15 protein-coding genes are annotated in these 17,555 nt (G+C 72.1%); 14 read left to right on the forward strand and 1 reads right to left on the reverse strand.

What is annotated here, in order from left to right; all coding sequences use genetic code 11:
• Positions 1–32 precede the first annotated feature (32 nt).
• Positions 33–536: a transcriptional regulator BldD gene (gene bldD / locus RH94_RS00655; RefSeq protein ID WP_073945730.1), complete on the reverse strand. Its 504-nt coding sequence runs from the start codon at positions 534–536 to the stop codon at positions 33–35.
• 253 nt (positions 537–789) lie between these two features.
• On the opposite strand from bldD, the gene pyrR reads away from it, so the two are divergent.
• The 14 genes from pyrR to RH94_RS00725 all read left to right on the forward strand — a co-directional run.
• On the forward strand, positions 790–1,377 hold the full coding sequence (pyrR, locus tag RH94_RS00660) for a bifunctional pyr operon transcriptional regulator/uracil phosphoribosyltransferase PyrR (RefSeq protein WP_073945731.1): 588 nt from the start codon (positions 790–792) through the stop codon (positions 1,375–1,377).
• A gap of 151 nt (positions 1,378–1,528) precedes the next feature.
• Entirely contained in the window at positions 1,529–2,506 is a 978-nt protein-coding gene (locus RH94_RS00665) for an aspartate carbamoyltransferase catalytic subunit (protein ID WP_073945732.1), read from the forward strand.
• Between the two features lie 6 nt (positions 2,507–2,512).
• The gene (locus RH94_RS00670) at positions 2,513–3,799 is read left to right on the forward strand and encodes a dihydroorotase (RefSeq protein ID WP_073945733.1); all 1,287 of its coding nucleotides are present in this window, start codon (positions 2,513–2,515) and stop codon (positions 3,797–3,799) included.
• Complete coding sequence (locus RH94_RS00675; RefSeq protein ID WP_073945734.1) at positions 3,796–4,377, forward strand: PH-like domain-containing protein; 582 nt, start codon at positions 3,796–3,798, stop codon at positions 4,375–4,377. Before RH94_RS00670 ends, RH94_RS00675 begins: the two co-directional genes overlap by 4 nt.
• Positions 4,374–5,531 carry a glutamine-hydrolyzing carbamoyl-phosphate synthase small subunit gene (gene carA, locus RH94_RS00680; protein WP_073945735.1) on the forward strand — a complete coding sequence of 386 codons (1,158 nt, stop codon included), beginning with the start codon at positions 4,374–4,376 and terminating at the stop codon, positions 5,529–5,531. Before RH94_RS00675 ends, carA begins: the two co-directional genes overlap by 4 nt.
• A complete protein-coding gene (gene carB / locus RH94_RS00685) occupies positions 5,524–8,832 on the forward strand; it encodes a carbamoyl-phosphate synthase large subunit (RefSeq protein WP_073945736.1) in 3,309 nt (1,102 codons plus the stop codon). Before carA ends, carB begins: the two co-directional genes overlap by 8 nt.
• 88 nt (positions 8,833–8,920) lie before the next feature.
• Entirely contained in the window at positions 8,921–10,036 is a 1,116-nt protein-coding gene (locus tag RH94_RS00690) for a quinone-dependent dihydroorotate dehydrogenase (protein ID WP_073945781.1), read from the forward strand.
• Entirely contained in the window at positions 10,033–10,878 is an 846-nt protein-coding gene (gene pyrF / locus RH94_RS00695; protein WP_073945737.1) for an orotidine-5'-phosphate decarboxylase, read from the forward strand. The genes RH94_RS00690 and pyrF overlap by 4 nt, the downstream gene beginning before the upstream one ends.
• 287 nt (positions 10,879–11,165) lie before the next feature.
• Positions 11,166–11,489: an integration host factor gene (locus RH94_RS00700; RefSeq protein WP_003977346.1), complete on the forward strand. Its 324-nt coding sequence runs from the start codon at positions 11,166–11,168 to the stop codon at positions 11,487–11,489.
• Positions 11,490–11,546: 57 nt separating this feature from the next.
• On the forward strand, positions 11,547–12,140 hold the full coding sequence (gene gmk, locus RH94_RS00705; RefSeq protein WP_073945738.1) for a guanylate kinase: 594 nt from the start codon (positions 11,547–11,549) through the stop codon (positions 12,138–12,140).
• Between the two features lie 86 nt (positions 12,141–12,226).
• Complete coding sequence (gene rpoZ, locus RH94_RS00710) at positions 12,227–12,499, forward strand: DNA-directed RNA polymerase subunit omega (protein WP_004933985.1); 273 nt, start codon at positions 12,227–12,229, stop codon at positions 12,497–12,499.
• 125 nt (positions 12,500–12,624) lie between these two features.
• The gene (gene coaBC, locus RH94_RS00715; RefSeq protein WP_199880835.1) at positions 12,625–13,827 is read left to right on the forward strand and encodes a bifunctional phosphopantothenoylcysteine decarboxylase/phosphopantothenate--cysteine ligase CoaBC; all 1,203 of its coding nucleotides are present in this window, start codon (positions 12,625–12,627) and stop codon (positions 13,825–13,827) included.
• Between the two features lie 240 nt (positions 13,828–14,067).
• Positions 14,068–15,276: a methionine adenosyltransferase gene (gene metK / locus RH94_RS00720; RefSeq protein WP_073945740.1), complete on the forward strand. Its 1,209-nt coding sequence runs from the start codon at positions 14,068–14,070 to the stop codon at positions 15,274–15,276.
• 134 nt (positions 15,277–15,410) lie between these two features.
• Positions 15,411–17,555 (forward strand): primosomal protein N' (locus RH94_RS00725; RefSeq protein WP_073945741.1); only part of this gene is annotated, 2,145 nt, incomplete at its 3' end.

Raw genomic sequence — 17,555 nt, forward strand, 5'->3', positions numbered from 1 at the left:
GCGCAAGCCGCGCAAGCGGTCCGCGCAGGCGGTCAGCTCTCCTCGTGGGACGCCACCGCGCGGCGCGCGTCCGCGTCCAGCACGCCCCAGCCGATCAGCTGCTCGGTGAGGACCGAGGGCGACTGGTCGTAGATGACGGCGAGGGTGCGCAGGTCGTCCTGGCGGATCGAGAGCACCTTGCCGTTGTAGTCACCGCGCTGCGACTGGATCGTCGCCGCGTACCGCTGCAGCGGGCCCGCCTTCTCGGCCGGCACCGTGGCCAGCCGCTCCAGGTCCAGGACCAGCTTCGGCGGGGGCTCGGCGGCGCCGCCCGGGGTGGTACCCGGCAGCAGCTCCTGCACGGGGACTCCGTAGAAGTCCGCCAGCTCGGCGAGGCGCTGCACGGTCACGGCACGGTCGCCGCGCTCGTACGAACCGACCACGACCGCCTTCCAGCGTCCCTGGCTCTTCTCCTCGACACCGTGGAGGGAAAGGCCCTGCTGGGTGCGGATCGCCCGGAGCTTGGCCCCGAGCTGTTTGGCGTATTCGCTGGACATATGGCTCCCCGGACACTGTGTCGACGCGACTGGATTGGTTTCCCGTCGCGCGGCTGGTAACTCACTGTGAGGTTACGCAGCGTGACGCTCGCGCGTCAAGCCGAATGGTCCACACCGCTGCTTCCGTGGTACGACAGCGGGCTGCGTCAAGGGGGGCGATCAGGGAGGTCTCCGGCACCTGCTAACGTGTGTGGCGCAATTCCGACGTCCTTTAAGGTCCGTCCCGTGAGGCGGAGAAGGAGGTCCGTTTCGTATGGACACACACGCGAAAACGCATGCGTCCGATGCGCGGCCCGTTCTCGAGGGCCCCGACATCGCACGCGTGCTGACCCGTATCGCCCATGAGATCGTCGAGCGCGCCAAGGGCGCCGACGACGTGGTGCTCCTCGGCATTCCCACCCGAGGTGTCTTCCTCGCCCAGCGGCTCGCCGCCAAGCTCGAGCAGATCACCGAGCGCGAGGTCCTCTGCGGTTCGCTCGACATCACCATGTACCGCGACGACCTGCGCCTGCAGCCCCCGCGCGCGCTGGCCCGCACCGAGATCCCCGGGGACGGCATCGACGGCCGCCTGGTCGTCCTCGTCGACGACGTGCTCTTCTCCGGCCGCACCATCCGCGCCGCCCTCGACGCCCTGAACGACATCGGCCGCCCGCGCGCGGTGCAGCTCGCCGTCCTGGTCGACCGCGGCCACCGCGAACTGCCCATCCGCGCCGACTACGTCGGCAAGAACCTCCCCACGTCGCTGCGGGAGACGGTCAAGGTCCTGGTCACCGAGGAGGACGGTCGCGACACCGTGCTGCTCGGCGCCAAGCCGGCCGCCCCGGGCGAGCGGCAGCCGTAGCCACGCGCGCGTACGCGACGCCGTACGCGCCGCGCGCGTGCCCCCGCACGCCCGCCTGCCCGGCCGTGCCCTCCGGGGCTGTGGCACAAGCGGCCGCCGCCGCGTGCCCAGACCCCGCTTCCTGAATGAACTGCCCTACGGAGCCTGACAGATGCAGCGTCATCTCATCTCGGCCGCCGACCTCTCCCGCGACGACGCCGTCCTGATCCTCGACACCGCCGAGGAGATGGCCCGGGTCGCCGACCGGCCGATCAAGAAGCTGCCGACCCTGCGCGGCCGCACCGTCGTCAACCTCTTCTTCGAGGACTCCACCCGCACCCGGATCTCCTTCGAGGCCGCCGAGAAGCGGCTGTCCGCGGACGTCATCAACTTCACCGCCAAGGGTTCGTCGGTGTCCAAGGGCGAGTCCCTGAAGGACACCGCCCAGACCCTGGAGGCGATGGGCGTCGACGCCGTCGTCATCCGGCACGGCGCCTCCGGAGCCCCGTACCGGCTGGCCAACTCCGGCTGGATCGACGCCGCCGTCATCAACGCCGGTGACGGAACCCACCAGCACCCCACCCAGGCCCTGCTCGACGCCTTCACCATGCGCCGCCGGCTGGTCGGCCGGGACGCGGGCCTCGGCCAGGACCTGTCCGGCAGGCGCGTCACCGTCGTCGGCGACGTGCTGCACAGCAGGGTCGCCCGCTCCAACGTCGACCTGCTGCACACCCTCGGCGCCGAGGTCACCCTCGTCGCCCCGCCCACCCTGCTGCCCGTCGGCGTCGAGTCCTGGCCCTGCGAGGTCTCCTACGACCTCGACGTCACGCTGCCCAAGTCCGACGCGGTGATGATGCTGCGCGTCCAGCGCGAGCGCATGAACGCCGCCTTCTTCCCCACCGAGCGCGAGTACTCCCGGCGCTACGGCCTCGACAGCGACCGCATGGCGCGGATGCCCGAGCACGCCCTCGTGATGCACCCCGGCCCGATGGTCCGGGGCATGGAGATCACCGCCCAGGTCGCCGACTCCGAGCGCTGCACGGCCGTCGAGCAGGTCACCAACGGCGTCTCCATCCGCATGGCCGTGCTGTACCTGCTGCTCGGCGGCAACGAAACCGCCCTCACCGCCCGCACCACCGAGGAGAAGTAAACAGACATGAGCAAGATCCTGATCCGTGGTGCGAAGGTGCTCGGCGGCGAGCCCCAGGACGTGCTGATCGACGGCGAGACGATCGCCGAGGTGGGCACGGGCCTGGACGCGGAGGGTGCCGAGGTCGTCGAGGCCGACGGCAAGGTCCTGCTGCCGGGCCTGGTCGACCTGCACACCCATCTGCGCGAGCCGGGCCGCGAGGACTCCGAGACCGTGCTCACCGGCACCCGCGCCGCCGCCTCCGGCGGCTACACCGCCGTGTTCGCCATGGCCAACACCTTCCCCGTCGCCGACACCGCCGGCGTCGTCGAGCAGGTCTGGCGGCTCGGCCGGGAGCACGGCTACTGCGACGTCCGGCCCGTCGGCGCCGTCACCGTCGGCCTGGAGGGCAGGAAGCTCGCCGAGCTCGGCGCCATGCACGAGTCGGCCGCCGGGGTGACCGTCTTCTCCGACGACGGCAAGTGCGTCGACGACGCGGTGATCATGCGCCGGGCGCTGGAGTACGTGAAGGCCTTCGGCGGCGTCGTCGCCCAGCACGCCCAGGAACCGCGGCTGACCGAGGGCGCCCAGATGAACGAGGGCGTCGTCTCCGCCGAGCTGGGGCTCGGCGGCTGGCCGGCCGTCGCCGAGGAGTCGGTCATCGCCCGCGACGTGCTGCTCGCCGACCACGTCGGCTCCCGCGTCCACATCTGCCACCTGTCGACCGCCGGAAGCGTCGAGATCGTCCGCTGGGCCAAGTCCCGCGGCATCCGGGTCACCGCCGAGGTCACCCCGCACCACCTGCTGCTGACCGACGAGCTGGTGCGCACCTACAACCCGGTCTACAAGGTGAACCCGCCGCTGCGCACCGAGCGCGATGTGCACGCCCTGCGCGAGGCGCTCGCCGACGGCACCATCGACATCGTCGCCACCGACCACGCCCCCCACCCGCACGAGGACAAGGACTGCGAGTGGGCCGCCGCCGCCATGGGCATGGTCGGCCTGGAGACCGCGCTGTCGGTGGTCCAGGAGACCATGGTCGACACGGGCCTGCTGGACTGGGCCGGCGTCGCCGACCGCATGTCCTTCCAGCCCGCCCGCATCGGACAGGCCACCGGCCACGGCCGCCCCGTCTCGGCAGGTGAGCCCGCGAACCTCACCCTGGTCGACACGGCATACCGTGGGCAGGTGGACCCCGCGGGCTTCGCCTCACGCAGCCGCAACACCCCCTACGAGGGACGTGAGCTGCCGGGCCGTGTCACCCACACGTGGCTCCGGGGCAAGGCCACGCTCGTCGACGGGAAGCTCACGTGACACCTGCACATCTGTTCGCGACCGGCCTCGCCGCCGAAGGGAAGTCGGCCGAGGTCACCGACTGGGCCGCCCGCATCGGCTGGCTGGTCGGCCTCGCCCTGTTCGTCGCCCTCGTCTACTGGCTGATGCGCGAGGGCTGGAAGTGGCGCGGCACCCTCCAGGGCGACCTGCCCGAGCTGCCGAGCGCGCCGGAGGACCCCGGTGAGCCGCGACTGACGACGACCGGCCGCTACCACGGCTCCACCACCGCCAACCAGTGGCTGGACCGCATCGTGGCCCACGGCCTGGGCACCCGCAGCCGGGCCGAGCTGACCCTGACGGACGCCGGCCTGGACGTTGTACGCCCCGGAGCCACCGACTTCTTCGTCCCCGCCGCACAGCTGCGCGGGGCCCGGCTCGACAAGGGCATCGCCGGCAAGGTCCTCACCGAGGGCGGACTGCTGATCGTGACCTGGGCGCACGGCGAACGGCTGATCGACTCCGGGTTCCGCTCCGACCGGGCGGCCGAGCACCCCGCGTGGGTCGAAGCCCTGAACTCCCTGACCGAAAAGCACAGCACGGAAGGCGCCGAACGATGACCACCTCCAGCCAGGGGACCGCCTCGCAGAGGCACAGGGCGGCTCCCGCCGTACTCGTTCTGGAGGACGGCCGGGTCTTCCGCGGCCGTGCCTACGGGGCGGTGGGGGAGACGTTCGGTGAGGCGGTGTTCTCCACCGGGATGACCGGTTACCAGGAGACGCTCACCGATCCGTCGTACCACCGTCAGGTGGTCGTGATGACGGCTCCGCACGTGGGCAATACCGGGGTCAACGACGAGGACCGGGAGTCGCCGCGGATCTGGGTGTCCGGGTACGTGGTGCGCGATCCGGCGCGGCGGCCGTCCAGCTGGCGGGCCCAGCGCGGTCTGGACGAGGAGCTGGCCGCGCAGGGTGTGGTCGGTATCAGCGGCGTCGACACCCGCGCGCTGACCCGTCACCTGCGCGAGCAGGGGGCGATGCGGGTGGGCATCTTCTCCGGCGGGGCGATCGGGGACGAGGCCGCGTTGCTGGCCCGGGTCCGTCGGGCGCCCCGGATGGAGGGTGCGGACCTGTCGGCGGAGGTGGCGACCCGGGAGGCGTACGTCGTGCCGGCGGTCGGTGAGAAGAGGTTCACCGTCGCGGCGGTCGATCTGGGCATCAAGGGCATGACCCCGCGGCGGATGGCCGAGCGGGGCATCGAGGTGCATGTGCTGCCGGCCGCGGCCACGCTGGAGGAGGTGTACGCGGTGGGGCCGGACGGGGTGTTCTTCTCCAACGGGCCGGGCGATCCGGCCACCGCGGACCACCCCGTCTCGGTGGTGCGGGGGGTGCTGGAGCGGGGCACGCCGCTGTTCGGTATCTGTTTCGGCAACCAGCTCCTGGGCCGGGCGCTGGGGTTTGGCACCTACAAGCTGAAGTACGGCCACCGTGGCATCAACCAGCCGGTGCGGGACCGGGCGACCGGCAAGGTGGAGGTCACCGCGCACAACCACGGCTTCGCGGTGGATGCGCCCATCGACCGGGTCTGCGACACGCCCTTTGGCCGGGTGGAGGTCTCCCACGTCTGTCTCAATGACAACGTGGTGGAGGGGCTGCGGCTGCTGGACCGGCCGGCCTTCAGCGTCCAGTACCACCCCGAGGCGGCCGCGGGGCCGCACGACGCCGCCTACCTGTTCGACCGTTTCGTCTCCCTGTTGGAGGGCCAGCGTGCCTAAGCGCACCGATATCCAGTCCGTCCTGGTCATCGGCTCCGGCCCGATCGTCATCGGCCAGGCCGCGGAGTTCGACTACTCCGGCACCCAGGCGTGCCGCGTGTTGAGGGCCGAGGGCCTGCGGGTGGTCCTGGTGAACTCCAACCCGGCGACGATCATGACCGACCCGGAGATCGCGGATGCCACCTACGTCGAGCCGATCACCCCGGAGTTCGTCGAGAAGATCATCGCCAGGGAGCGCCCGGACGCCCTGCTGCCCACCCTGGGCGGCCAGACGGCGCTGAACACCGCGATCGCGCTGCACGACAACGGCGTGCTGGCCAAGTACGGGGTGGAGCTGATTGGCGCCAATGTGGAGGCCATCCACCGGGGCGAGGACCGTGACCGGTTCAAGGAGGTGGTGGAGGCCGTCCGGCAGCGGATCGGGCACGGCGAGTCCGCCCGCTCGGTGATCTGCCACACCATGGACGAGGTCCTGGCCGGTGTCGAGGGGCTCGGCGGCTACCCGGTCGTGGTGCGTCCCTCCTTCACCATGGGCGGTGCCGGCTCCGGCTTCGCGCACGACGAGGAGGAGCTGCGCCGCATCGCCGGCCAGGGTCTGGCGCTCTCGCCGACCACCGAGGTGCTGCTGGAGGAGTCGATCCTGGGCTGGAAGGAGTACGAGCTGGAGCTGATGCGCGACCGGCACGACAACGTCGTGGTCGTCTGCTCCATCGAGAACTTCGACCCGATGGGCGTGCACACCGGTGACTCCATCACCGTGGCCCCGGCGATGACGCTGACCGACCGCGAGTACCAGATCCTGCGCGACATCGGCATCGCGGTGATCCGCGAGGTCGGTGTGGACACCGGCGGCTGCAACATCCAGTTCGCGGTGAACCCGGAGGACGGGCGGGTCATCGTCATCGAGATGAACCCGCGGGTGTCGCGTTCCTCGGCGCTGGCGTCGAAGGCGACCGGTTTCCCCATCGCCAAGATCGCCGCCAAGCTCGCCGTGGGCTACACCCTGGACGAGATCCCCAACGACATCACGCAGGAGACCCCGGCCTCCTTCGAGCCGGCGCTGGACTACGTGGTGGTCAAGGCGCCCCGGTTCGCCTTCGAGAAGTTCCCCTCCGCGGACTCCACGCTGACCACCACGATGAAGTCGGTGGGCGAGGCGATGGCCATCGGCCGCAACTTCACCGAGGCCTTCCAGAAGGCGCTGCGTTCGCTGGAGAAGAAGGGCAGCCAGTTCACCTTCGTCGGCGAACCCGGCGACAGGCACGAGCTGCTGCGGGCGGCCGTCCGCCCGACCGACGGGCGGATCAACGCGGTCATGCAGGCCATCCGGGCGGGCGCCACGCCGCAGGAGGTCTTCGACACCACCCGGATCGACCCGTGGTTCGTCGACCAGCTGTTCTTGATCAAGGAGGTCGCCGACGAGCTGGCCGAGGCGCCCGAGCTGACCGCCGAGGTCCTCGCCGACGCCAAGCGGCACGGCTTCTCCGACCAGCAGATCGGCGAGATCCGCGGCCTGCGCGAGGACGTGGTGCGCGAGGTGCGGCACGCGCTGGGCATCCGCCCGGTCTACAAGACGGTCGACACCTGCGCCGCCGAGTTCGCCGCGAAGACGCCGTACTTCTACTCCTCCTACGACGAGGAGAGCGAGGTCGCCCCGCGGGAGAAGCCCGCGGTGATCATCCTGGGCTCCGGGCCCAACCGGATCGGCCAGGGCATCGAGTTCGACTACTCCTGCGTGCACGCCTCCTTCGCGCTGTCCGACGCCGGGTACGAGACGGTGATGGTCAACTGCAACCCGGAGACCGTCTCCACCGACTACGACACCTCCGACCGGCTGTACTTCGAGCCGCTCACCCTGGAGGACGTGCTGGAGATCGTGCACGCCGAGCGGCGGGCCGGCCCGGTCGCCGGCGTCGTCGTCCAGCTGGGCGGGCAGACCCCGCTGGGCCTGGCCCAGGCGCTGAAGGACAACGGCGTGCCGATCGTCGGCACCCCCCCGGAGGCCATCCACGCCGCCGAGGACCGGGGCGCCTTCGGCCGGGTGCTGGCCGAGGCCGGGCTGCCCGCCCCCAAACACGGCACCGCCACCACCTTCGCCCAGGCCAAGAACATCGCCGACGAGATCGGCTACCCGGTCCTGGTCCGCCCCTCCTACGTGCTGGGCGGGCGCGGCATGGAGATCGTCTACGACGAGGCGCGGCTGGCGGCCTACATCGCCGAGTCCACCGAGATCGGCCCCGCCCGGCCGGTGCTGGTGGACCGGTTCCTGGACGACGCCATAGAGATCGACGTCGACGCCCTCTACGACGGCCAGGAGCTGTACCTGGGCGGCGTGATGGAGCACATCGAGGAGGCCGGCATCCACTCCGGCGACTCGGCGTGCGCGCTGCCCCCGATCACCCTGGGCGGGCACGACATCAAGCGGCTGCGCACCTCCACCGAGGCCATCGCCCGCGGCGTCGGGGTGCGCGGCCTGATCAACATCCAGTTCGCGCTGTCCGGCGACGTCCTCTACGTCCTGGAGGCCAACCCGCGCGCCTCCCGCACGGTGCCCTTCACCTCCAAGGCCACCGCCGTGCCGCTGGCCAAGGCCGCCGCCCGGATCTCGCTGGGCGCCACCGTCGCCGAGCTGCGCGCGGAGGGCCTGCTGCCCAAGACCGGCGACGGCGGCACCCTGCCGCTGGACGCGCCGATCTCCGTCAAGGAGGCGGTGCTGCCCTGGAGCCGCTTCCGGGACACCTCCGGGCGCGGCGTCGACACCGTCCTCGGCCCGGAGATGCGCTCCACCGGCGAGGTGATGGGCATCGACTCCGTCTTCGGCACCGCCTACGCCAAGTCGCAGGCCGGCGCCTACGGCCCGCTGCCGACCCAGGGCCGCGCCTTCATCTCGGTCGCCAACCGGGACAAGCGGTCGATGATCTTCCCGGCCCGTGAACTGGTCGCCCACGGCTTCGAACTGCTGGCCACCTCCGGCACCGCCGAGGTCCTCAAGCGCAACGGCATCCACGCCACCGTGGTGCGCAAGCAGTCCGACGGCCCCGGCCCCAACGGCGAGAAGACCATCGTCCAGCTCATCCACGACGGCCAGGTCGACCTCATCGTCAACACCCCCTACGGCACCGGCGGCCGCCTGGACGGCTACGAGATCCGCACCGCCGCCGTGGCCCGCGCCCTGCCCTGCCTGACCACCGTCCAGGCCCTGGCCGCCGCGGTCCAGGGCATCGACGCCCTCCACCACGGCGACGTCGACGTCCGCTCCCTCCAGGAACACGCAAGCTTCCTGACCGCCACCCGCGACTAGCGGCCCCGAGGGGGACACCGGAAACGGTGTCCCCCTCTTCACGAGGACCACGCTTCACGAGGACCATGAGGACCCCGAGGACCCAGTGATCTACAAACTCTTCTTCCGTCTGGTGTTCCAGCGGATGGATCCGGAGCAGGCCCACCACCTGGCCTTCCGCTGGATCCGGCTCGCCGTCCGCATCCCGGTGCTGCGCACCTTCGTCGCGGCCGTGCTCGCCCCCCGACGCAAGGAGCTGCGCACCGAGGCCCTCGGGCTGCGGATGCACGGCCCGTTCGGGCTCGCCGCCGGCTTCGACAAGAACGCCGTCGCGATCGACGGGATGTCGATGCTGGGCTTCGACCACGTGGAGATCGGCACGGTGACGGGGGAGCCGCAGCCCGGCAACCCGAAGAAGCGGCTGTTCCGGCTGGTCGCGGACCGCGCGCTCATCAACCGCATGGGCTTCAACAACGAGGGCTCGCTCGCCGTCGCCGCGCGCCTGGCCTCGCGTACGCCCGTGTTCAGGACCGTGGTGGGCGTCAACATCGGCAAGACCAAGGTCGTCCCGGAGGAGGAGGCCGTCGGCGACTACGTCAAGTCCACCGAGCGGCTGGCACCGTACGCCGACTACCTGGTCGTCAACGTCTCCTCGCCGAACACCCCCGGCCTGCGCGACCTGCAGGCCACCGAGACGCTGCGCCCGCTGCTGAGCGCCGTGCGCGAGGCCGCCGACCGGGTCGTGCCGGACCGCCGGGTGCCGCTGCTGGTGAAGATCGCGCCGGACCTCGCCGACGAGGACGTCGACGCCGTCGCCGATCTGGCCGTGGAGCTCGGCCTGGACGGGATCATCGCCACCAACACCACCATCGCGCGCGAGGGACTCGGCCTGGCCTCCGCGCCCTCGCTGGTCAAGGAGACCGGCGGACTCTCCGGAGCGCCCCTGAAGGCCCGCTCCCTCGAGGTGCTGCGCCGCCTCTACGCGCGCGTGGGCGACCGCGTCACGCTGGTCGGCGTGGGCGGCGTCGAGACCGCCGAGGACGCCTGGCAGCGCATCCTGGCCGGTGCCACGCTGGTCCAGGGCTACAGCGCCTTCGTCTACCAGGGGCCCTTCTGGTCCCGCGCCGTTCACCAGGGGCTCGCCGCGCGCCTGCGCGACAGCCCGTACGCCACCCTCGCCGACGCGGTCGGCGCCGATGTGAAGAAGGCAGGAACGACGGCATGAGCCCGATGGAACCCTTCGGCGCGCGGCTGCGCCGCGCCATGGACGAGCGCGGCCCGCTGTGCGTGGGCATCGACCCGCACGCGTCCCTGCTCGCCGAGTGGGGCCTGACCGACGACGTGGCCGGTCTGGAGCGGTTCAGCCGCACGGTGGTGGAGGCGGTCGCCGACCGGGTCGCCGCCCTGAAGCCGCAGAGCGCCTTCTTCGAGCGCTTCGGCTCGCGCGGCGTCGCCGTCCTGGAGAGGACGGTCGAGGAGGCGAGGGCGGCGGGCGCGCTGGTGATCATGGACGCCAAGCGCGGCGACATCGGCTCGACCATGGCCGCCTACGCCGAGTCGTTCCTGCGCAAGGACGCACCGCTGTTCTCGGACGCGCTGACCGTCTCGCCCTACCTCGGATACGGCTCGCTGAGGCCCGCGGTCGACCTGGCGCGGGAGAGCGGCGCGGGCCTGTTCGTGCTGGCGCTGACCTCCAACCCGGAGGGCGCGGAGGTCCAGCACGCCGTACGGCCCGACGGCCGCACCGTGGGCGCGACCGTGCTCGCGCACCTCGCCGAGGAGAACGCCGGGCAGAGCCCGCTGGGCTCCTTCGGCGCCGTGGTGGGCGCCACGCTCGGTGACCTGTCGTCGTACGACCTCCAGGTGGGCGGTCCGCTCCTCGCCCCCGGCATCGGCGCCCAGGGAGCGACGCCGGCCGATCTCCCACGGGTCTTCGGGGCCGCGGTGCGCAATGTGGTCCCGAGCGTCAGCCGGGGTGTTCTTCGTCACGGTCCCGATGTGGTGGCGCTGCGTGACGCCACGGAACGTTTCGTGGAGGAGATCCGGGGCGCGACGGCCGCGGGCTGAGGACCGGACGGGCGGTCGGGGACGTGCCCGGGTCTGGATGCGCCCCCGAATCAAGGGCAGTATGTTCTAAATGTCCGACCTGACGGAGGCTGACCAGGACTTTTCCGCTGTTCTCGCTGACTCAGGCGCCCTCGACCGCTAGTCTCCGTCGAGTGGGGGCACCTCCCACGCCCTCAAGGCAGTGGGGGAGAACGGGCAAGCGTGTTGCTCGTGGCTCCCCAGGTGTGGGGCGACTAGGTTCCTCACCGGTCCGTATCCGACAGTTCGACATCCGAGGTGACGTAGGCGTGGCTCTTCCGCCCCTTACCCCTGAACAGCGCGCAGCCGCGCTCGAAAAGGCCGCCGCGGCTCGCCGGGAGCGGGCCGAGGTCAAGAATCGACTCAAGCACTCCGGCGCCTCCCTGCACGAGGTCATCAAGCAGGGCCAGGAAAACGACGTCATCGGCAAGATGAAGGTGTCCGCCCTGCTCGAGTCGCTGCCGGGCGTGGGCAAGGTCCGCGCCAAGCAGATCATGGAACGACTCGGCATCTCCGAGAGCCGCCGGGTGCGCGGCCTCGGCTCCAACCAGATCGCCTCCCTGGAGCGTGAGTTCGGCAGCACTGGTTCCTGACCCGGGCCCTGCGGGAGGGAGTCCCGGGCACTCCGGGATTGCTGGAATAATCGCCGCATGGCTGTAACACCCCGGGGGACACCCCCCGTACCCCCGGACGCACGTCCGCGGCTGACCGTGCTCTCCGGCCCCTCGGGGGTCGGCAAGAGCACGGTCGTCGCTCATATGCGCAAGGAACACCCCGAGGTCTGGCTGTCGGTGTCCGCGACGACCCGCAAGCCCCGCCCCGGTGAGCAGCACGGCGTCCACTACTTCTTCGTCACCGACGACGAGATGGACAAGCTGATCGCCAACGGCGAGCTGCTGGAGTGGGCCGAGTTCGCGGGCAACCGCTACGGCACGCCGCGCGCCCCCGTGCTGGAGCGCCTGGAGGCCGGTGTGCCGGTCCTGCTGGAGATCGACCTCCAGGGGGCCCGGCAGGTCCGCGAGTCCATGCCCGAGGGCCGGCTGGTGTTCCTGGCGCCTCCCTCCTGGGAGGAGCTCGTACGCCGGCTCACCGGGCGGGGGACCGAGCCGCCCGAGGTGATCGAGCGCCGGCTGCGAGTGGCGAAGACCGAGCTCGCGGCCGAGTCGGAGTTCGACGAGACCCTGGTCAACACCTCCGTCGAGGACGTGGCGCGCGAGCTGCTAGCCTTGATGGACGTTGTGTGATCGTGACAGGGACCGTGGCAGAGACAGTGACAGTCGCCGTGACGGTCGCACCGACTGATTCTTTCCCATCCATCGGAAGGTAGAGCGTGTCCTCTTCCATCTCCGCGCCCGAGGGCATCATCAACCCGCCGATCGACGAGCTCCTCGAGGCCACCGACTCGAAGTACAGCCTCGTGATCTACGCGGCCAAGCGGGCCCGCCAGATCAACGCGTACTACTCGCAGCTCGGCGAGGGCCTCCTCGAGTACGTCGGTCCGCTCGTCGACACCCACGTCCACGAGAAGCCGCTCTCCATCGCCCTGCGGGAGATCAACGCGGGTCTGCTGACGTCCGAGGCCGTCGAGGGCCCGGGGCAGTAAGTCATATCTGCAGATCGCAATAGCTTTTTCCACAGGCCCGGCGGCGTGATTGCCGGGCCTGTGGTGTGTCATGGAACGCGTACGCCGACGAGCCGCGGCGCGTGTGTCGAGTGCGGGGAGGCCCAGTGAGCAAGCCCAAGGTCGTTCTGGGGGTCAGTGGCGGCATCGCCGCGTACAAGGCGTGCGAGCTGTTGCGCAGACTGACCGAGTCGGGGCACGACGTGCGGGTCGTCCCCACGGCCTCCGCACTGCACTTCGTCGGCGCGGCCACCTGGTCCGCCCTGTCCGGCAACCCCGTCTCCACCGAGGTCTGGGACGACGTGCACGAGGTCCCGCACGTGCGCATCGGCCAGCAGGCCGACCTGGTCGTCGTGGCCCCGGCCACGGCGGACACGCTGGCCAGGGCCGCCCACGGCCTCGCCGACGACCTTCTGACCAACACCCTGCTCACCGCCCGCTGCCCGGTGGTCTTCGCCCCCGCCATGCACACGGAGATGTGGGAGCACCCGGCCACCCAGGAGAACGTGGCCACGCTGCGCCGCCGCGGCGCGGTCGTCGTCGAACCGGCGGTCGGCCGGCTGACCGGTGCCGACACCGGCAAGGGCCGGCTGCCCGACCCGGGGGAGATCTTCGAGGTCTGCCGCCGCGTCCTCGCCCGGGGGGCGAGCGAGCCCGACCTCGCCGGCCGGCACGTCGTCGTCAGCGCCGGCGGCACCCGCGAGCCCCTGGACCCCGTCCGCTTCCTCGGCAACCGCTCCTCGGGCAAGCAGGGCTACGCCCTCGCGCGCACCGCGGCGGCCCGGGGCGCCCGGGTCACGCTGGTCGCCGCGAACACCCACCTGCCGGACCCGGCGGGCGTGGACGTCGTCCGGGTCGGTACGGCCGTGCAGCTGCGGGAGGCGGTGCTGAAGGCGGCCGCGGACGCCGACGCGGTGGTCATGGCCGCCGCCGTCGCCGACTTCCGCCCCGCGAGCTACGCGACCGGCAAGATCAAGAAGAAGGACGGCCAGGAACCCGAGCCCATCGCCCTGGTGCGCAATCCGGACGTCCTCGCGGAGGTGTCGGCCGACCGGGCGAGGCCCGGACAGGTGATCGTGGGCTTCGCCGCCGAGACCGACGACGTCCTCGCCAACGGCCGCAGGAAACTCGCGCGCAAGGGCTGCGACCTGCTCGTGGTCAACGAGGTGGGGGAACGCAAGACCTTCGGCGCGGAGGAGACCGAGGCCGTGGTGCTGGCCGCCGACGGCGGTGAAACCCCTGTTCCGCACGGCCCGAAGGAAGCCCTGGCCGAGACCGTGTGGGACCTCGTGGCCGCCCGGCTGGGCTGAGCGCCTCCCGTGCCCCGCGGCCTTGCGGAAAACCTTCCGGACGGCGTGTGAGTACCCTGGCCAAGGCCGCCGGGCGTTGGGCAGAATGCCCGTGCCGCAGGTCACGGCGCTCCCGAGAGGCGAGACAGGTGGGGCGGTGGCCGGGCGCGACCGATAAACTGTTCGCGGACGACGCCGGGCGCAGCCCCCGTGTCGTCCACCAATGATCAGCCAGCAGCCGCTGCAACCCCAGGGAGCGTTGTGTCCCGTCGCCTGTTCACCTCGGAGTCCGTGACCGAAGGTCACCCCGACAAGATCGCTGACCAGATCAGCGACTCCATTCTCGACGCGCTGCTGCGCGAGGACCCGACCTCTCGGGTCGCCGTGGAGACACTGATCACCACCGGCCTGGTGCACGTGGCCGGCGAGGTCACGACCAAGGCCTACGCGGACATCGCGACCCTGGTCCGCAACAAGATCCTCGAGATCGGCTACGACTCCTCCAAGAAGGGCTTCGACGGCGCCTCCTGCGGTGTGTCGGTGTCGATCGGCGCGCAGTCCCCGGACATCGCGCAGGGCGTCGACGCGGCGTACGAGTCCCGGGTGGAGGGGGACGAGGACGAGCTGGACCGGCAGGGCGCGGGCGACCAGGGCCTGATGTTCGGCTACGCCTCCGACGAGACGCCGACGCTGATGCCGCTGCCGGTCTTCCTGGCGCACCGGCTGTCCAAGCGGCTGTCGGACGTGCGCAAGAACGGCACGATCCCCTACCTGCGCCCCGACGGCAAGACGCAGGTCACCATCGAGTACGACGGCGACAAGGCGGTCCGGCTGGACACGGTGGTCGTCTCCTCGCAGCACGCGAGCGACATCGACCTGGACTCGCTGCTGGCGCCCGACATCCGCGAGTTCGTCGTGGAGCCGGAGCTGCGGGCGCTGCTGGAGGACGGCATCAAGCTGGAGACGGAGGGCTACCGTCTGCTGGTCAACCCCACCGGCCGGTTCGAGATCGGCGGGCCGATGGGGGACGCGGGCCTGACCGGCCGCAAGATCATCATCGACACCTACGGCGGGATGGCCCGCCACGGCGGTGGCGCGTTCTCCGGCAAGGACCCGTCCAAGGTGGACCGCTCGGCGGCGTACGCGATGCGCTGGGTGGCCAAGAACGTGGTGGCGGCCGGTCTGGCCTCGCGCTGCGAGGTGCAGGTGGCGTACGCGATCGGCAAGGCCGAGCCGGTGGGTCTGTTCGTGGAGACCTTCGGCACCCACAAGGTGGAGCCGGAGCGGATCGAGAAGGCGATCGACGAGGTCTTCGACCTGCGTCCGGCCGCCATCATCCGCGACCTCGACCTGCTCCGCCCGATCTACGCCCAGACGGCGGCCTACGGCCACTTCGGCCGCGAGCTGCCCGACTTCACCTGGGAGCGCGCCGACCGCGTGGACGCGCTGCGCGAGGCGGCGGGGCTGTAGGGCCCGGTACGCCGCGAGGACCGAACGAGGCCCGGACCCCCACGGGGGTCCGGGCCTCGGCGCGTGCCGGGGCCGCGGGGACCGCGGAGGCCGGGCGCCGTCGGTTGTCAGTCCCGTTTGGTAAGAATGCAGGCGTGAGCAGCGAGAACGGTACGGGGCACGGCGGGGCCGCGGGGGCGCCGCCGGAGCAGCTCGCGCTCATCCGGGAGAGCGTGCGCAAGGCCAGGGAACCCCGGGCCAAGCCGCGGACCTGGCGGGGGGCCGCGCTCGCCGAGGAACTGCCCGTGGCGCGGGTGCTGGTCGACAAGGGCGTGCTGCACCTCGACCGGTACTTCGATTACGCGGTGCCGGCCGAGCTGGACGCCGACGCGCAGCCCGGGGTGCGGGTGCGGGTGCGTTTCGGGGCCGGACGGCACCGGGTGCGGGAGGGGCGGCGCGAGGGCGGCGGCCTCATCGACGGGTACCTGATCGAGCGCCGGGCCGAGTCGGACTACTCCGGACCGCTGGCCGCGCTCGCCCAGGTCGTGTCGCCCGAACCCGTGCTCAGCGAGGAGCTGCTGGGCCTCGCGCGGGCCGTCGCCGACCGGTACGCGGGCAGTGTCGCCGACATCCTGCAGCTCGCTGTGCCGCCGCGCAGCGCCCGGGCCGAGCAACGGCCCTCCCCCGCACCGCTGCCGCCTCCGTCCGCGCCCGACGCGGGCTCCTGGACCCGGTACGAGCGGGGGCCGGCCTTCCTGGAGGCGCTGGCCGGGGGCGGCTCGCCGCGTGCCGTGTGGAACGCGCTGCCCGGGCCCGAGTGGAGCGAGGAGCTGGCCCGCGCGGTCGCCGCCGCGCTGGCCTCGGGACGGGGCGCGCTCGTGGTCGTACCGGACGGGAGGGCCGCCGCCCGGGTGGACGCCGCGCTGACCGCCGTCCTGGGCGAGGGACGGCACGCGCTGCTCACCGCCGAGGCGGGGCCCGAGAAGCGGTACCGGCAGTGGCTGGCGGTGCGCAGGGGCTCCGTGCGGGCCGTGTTGGGGACGCGGGCGGCCATGTTCGCACCGGTGCGGGATCTCGGGCTGGTGGCGCTCTGGGACGACGGGGACGACAGCCACAGCGAGCAGCACGCGCCGCAGCCGCACGTCCGAGAGGTGCTGCTGTTGCGCGCCGCGCAGGACAAGTGCGGTTTCCTGCTGGGAAGTTGGGGCTGCACGGTGGAGGCGGCACAGCTCGTCGAGAGCGGCTGGGCCGGGCCGCTGATCGCGGCGCGGCAGCAGGTGCGGCGGACGGCTCCGCTCGTGCGCACCGTGAGCGACGGCGACCTCGCGCGCGACGAGGCCGCCCGGGCCGCGCGGCTGCCGTCGCTCGCCTGGCAGGCGGCCAGGGAGGGACTGCGGTACGGGCCCGTGCTGGTGCAGGTGCCCCGCCGGGGCTATGTGCCGCGGATGGCCTGCGCGCGCTGCCGGGAGCCCGCGCGCTGCCGGCACTGCGCCGGGCCCCTGCAGGCACAGGACGCCGGGGCGCCGCGGTGCGGGTGGTGCGGGTGGGAGGAAGCCGCCTGGCACTGCCCGGAGTGCGGCGCGTTCCGGTTGCGTGCCCAGGTCGTCGGGGCCCGGCGGACCGCAGAGGAGCTGGGGCGGGCCTTTCCCGCCGTGCCGGTGCGGACCTCGGGGCGCGAGCACGTGCTGGACACGGTGCCGGGCACGCCCGCGCTCGTGGTGAGCACACCGGGCGCCGAGCCGGTCGCCGAGGGCGGTTACGCGGCCGCGCTGCTGCTGGACGGCTGGGCCATGCTCTCGCGGCCCGACCTGCGGGCGGGCGAGGACGCGCTGCGGCGCTGGATCGCGGCCGCCGCGCTGGTGCGGCCGCAGGAGGAGGGCGGCACCGTGGTCGTCGTCGCCGAGCCGACACTGCGGCCCGTGCAGGCCCTGGTGCGGTGGGACCCCGTCGGCCACGCGGTACGGGAGCTGGCCGAACGCGCGGAGCTGGGTTTCCCGCCGGTGTCCCGCATGGCGGCCGTGTCCGGCCAGGAGGAGACGGTGACCGATTTCCTCCGGACCGTCGAACTGCCGCGTGAGGCGGAGGTGCTGGGACCCGTCCCACTCCCGGTCACACCTCCGGGTCGCTCCAGCCGCCCGGGCACGCCCCCACCCGGTGAGCACTGGGCCCGCGCCCTGATCCGCGTTCCGCCCGGCAGCGGAGCCGCCCTCGCCGCCGCCCTGAAGTCCGCCCAGGCGGCCCGGACGGCCAAGGGAGGCAGAGGAAGCAGAGGGGACGGCGAGACGGTCCGGGTGCGCATC

The sequence above is a fragment of the Streptomyces kebangsaanensis genome (assembly GCF_001906585.1).
GTDB lineage: Bacteria > Actinomycetota > Actinomycetes > Streptomycetales > Streptomycetaceae > Streptomyces > Streptomyces kebangsaanensis.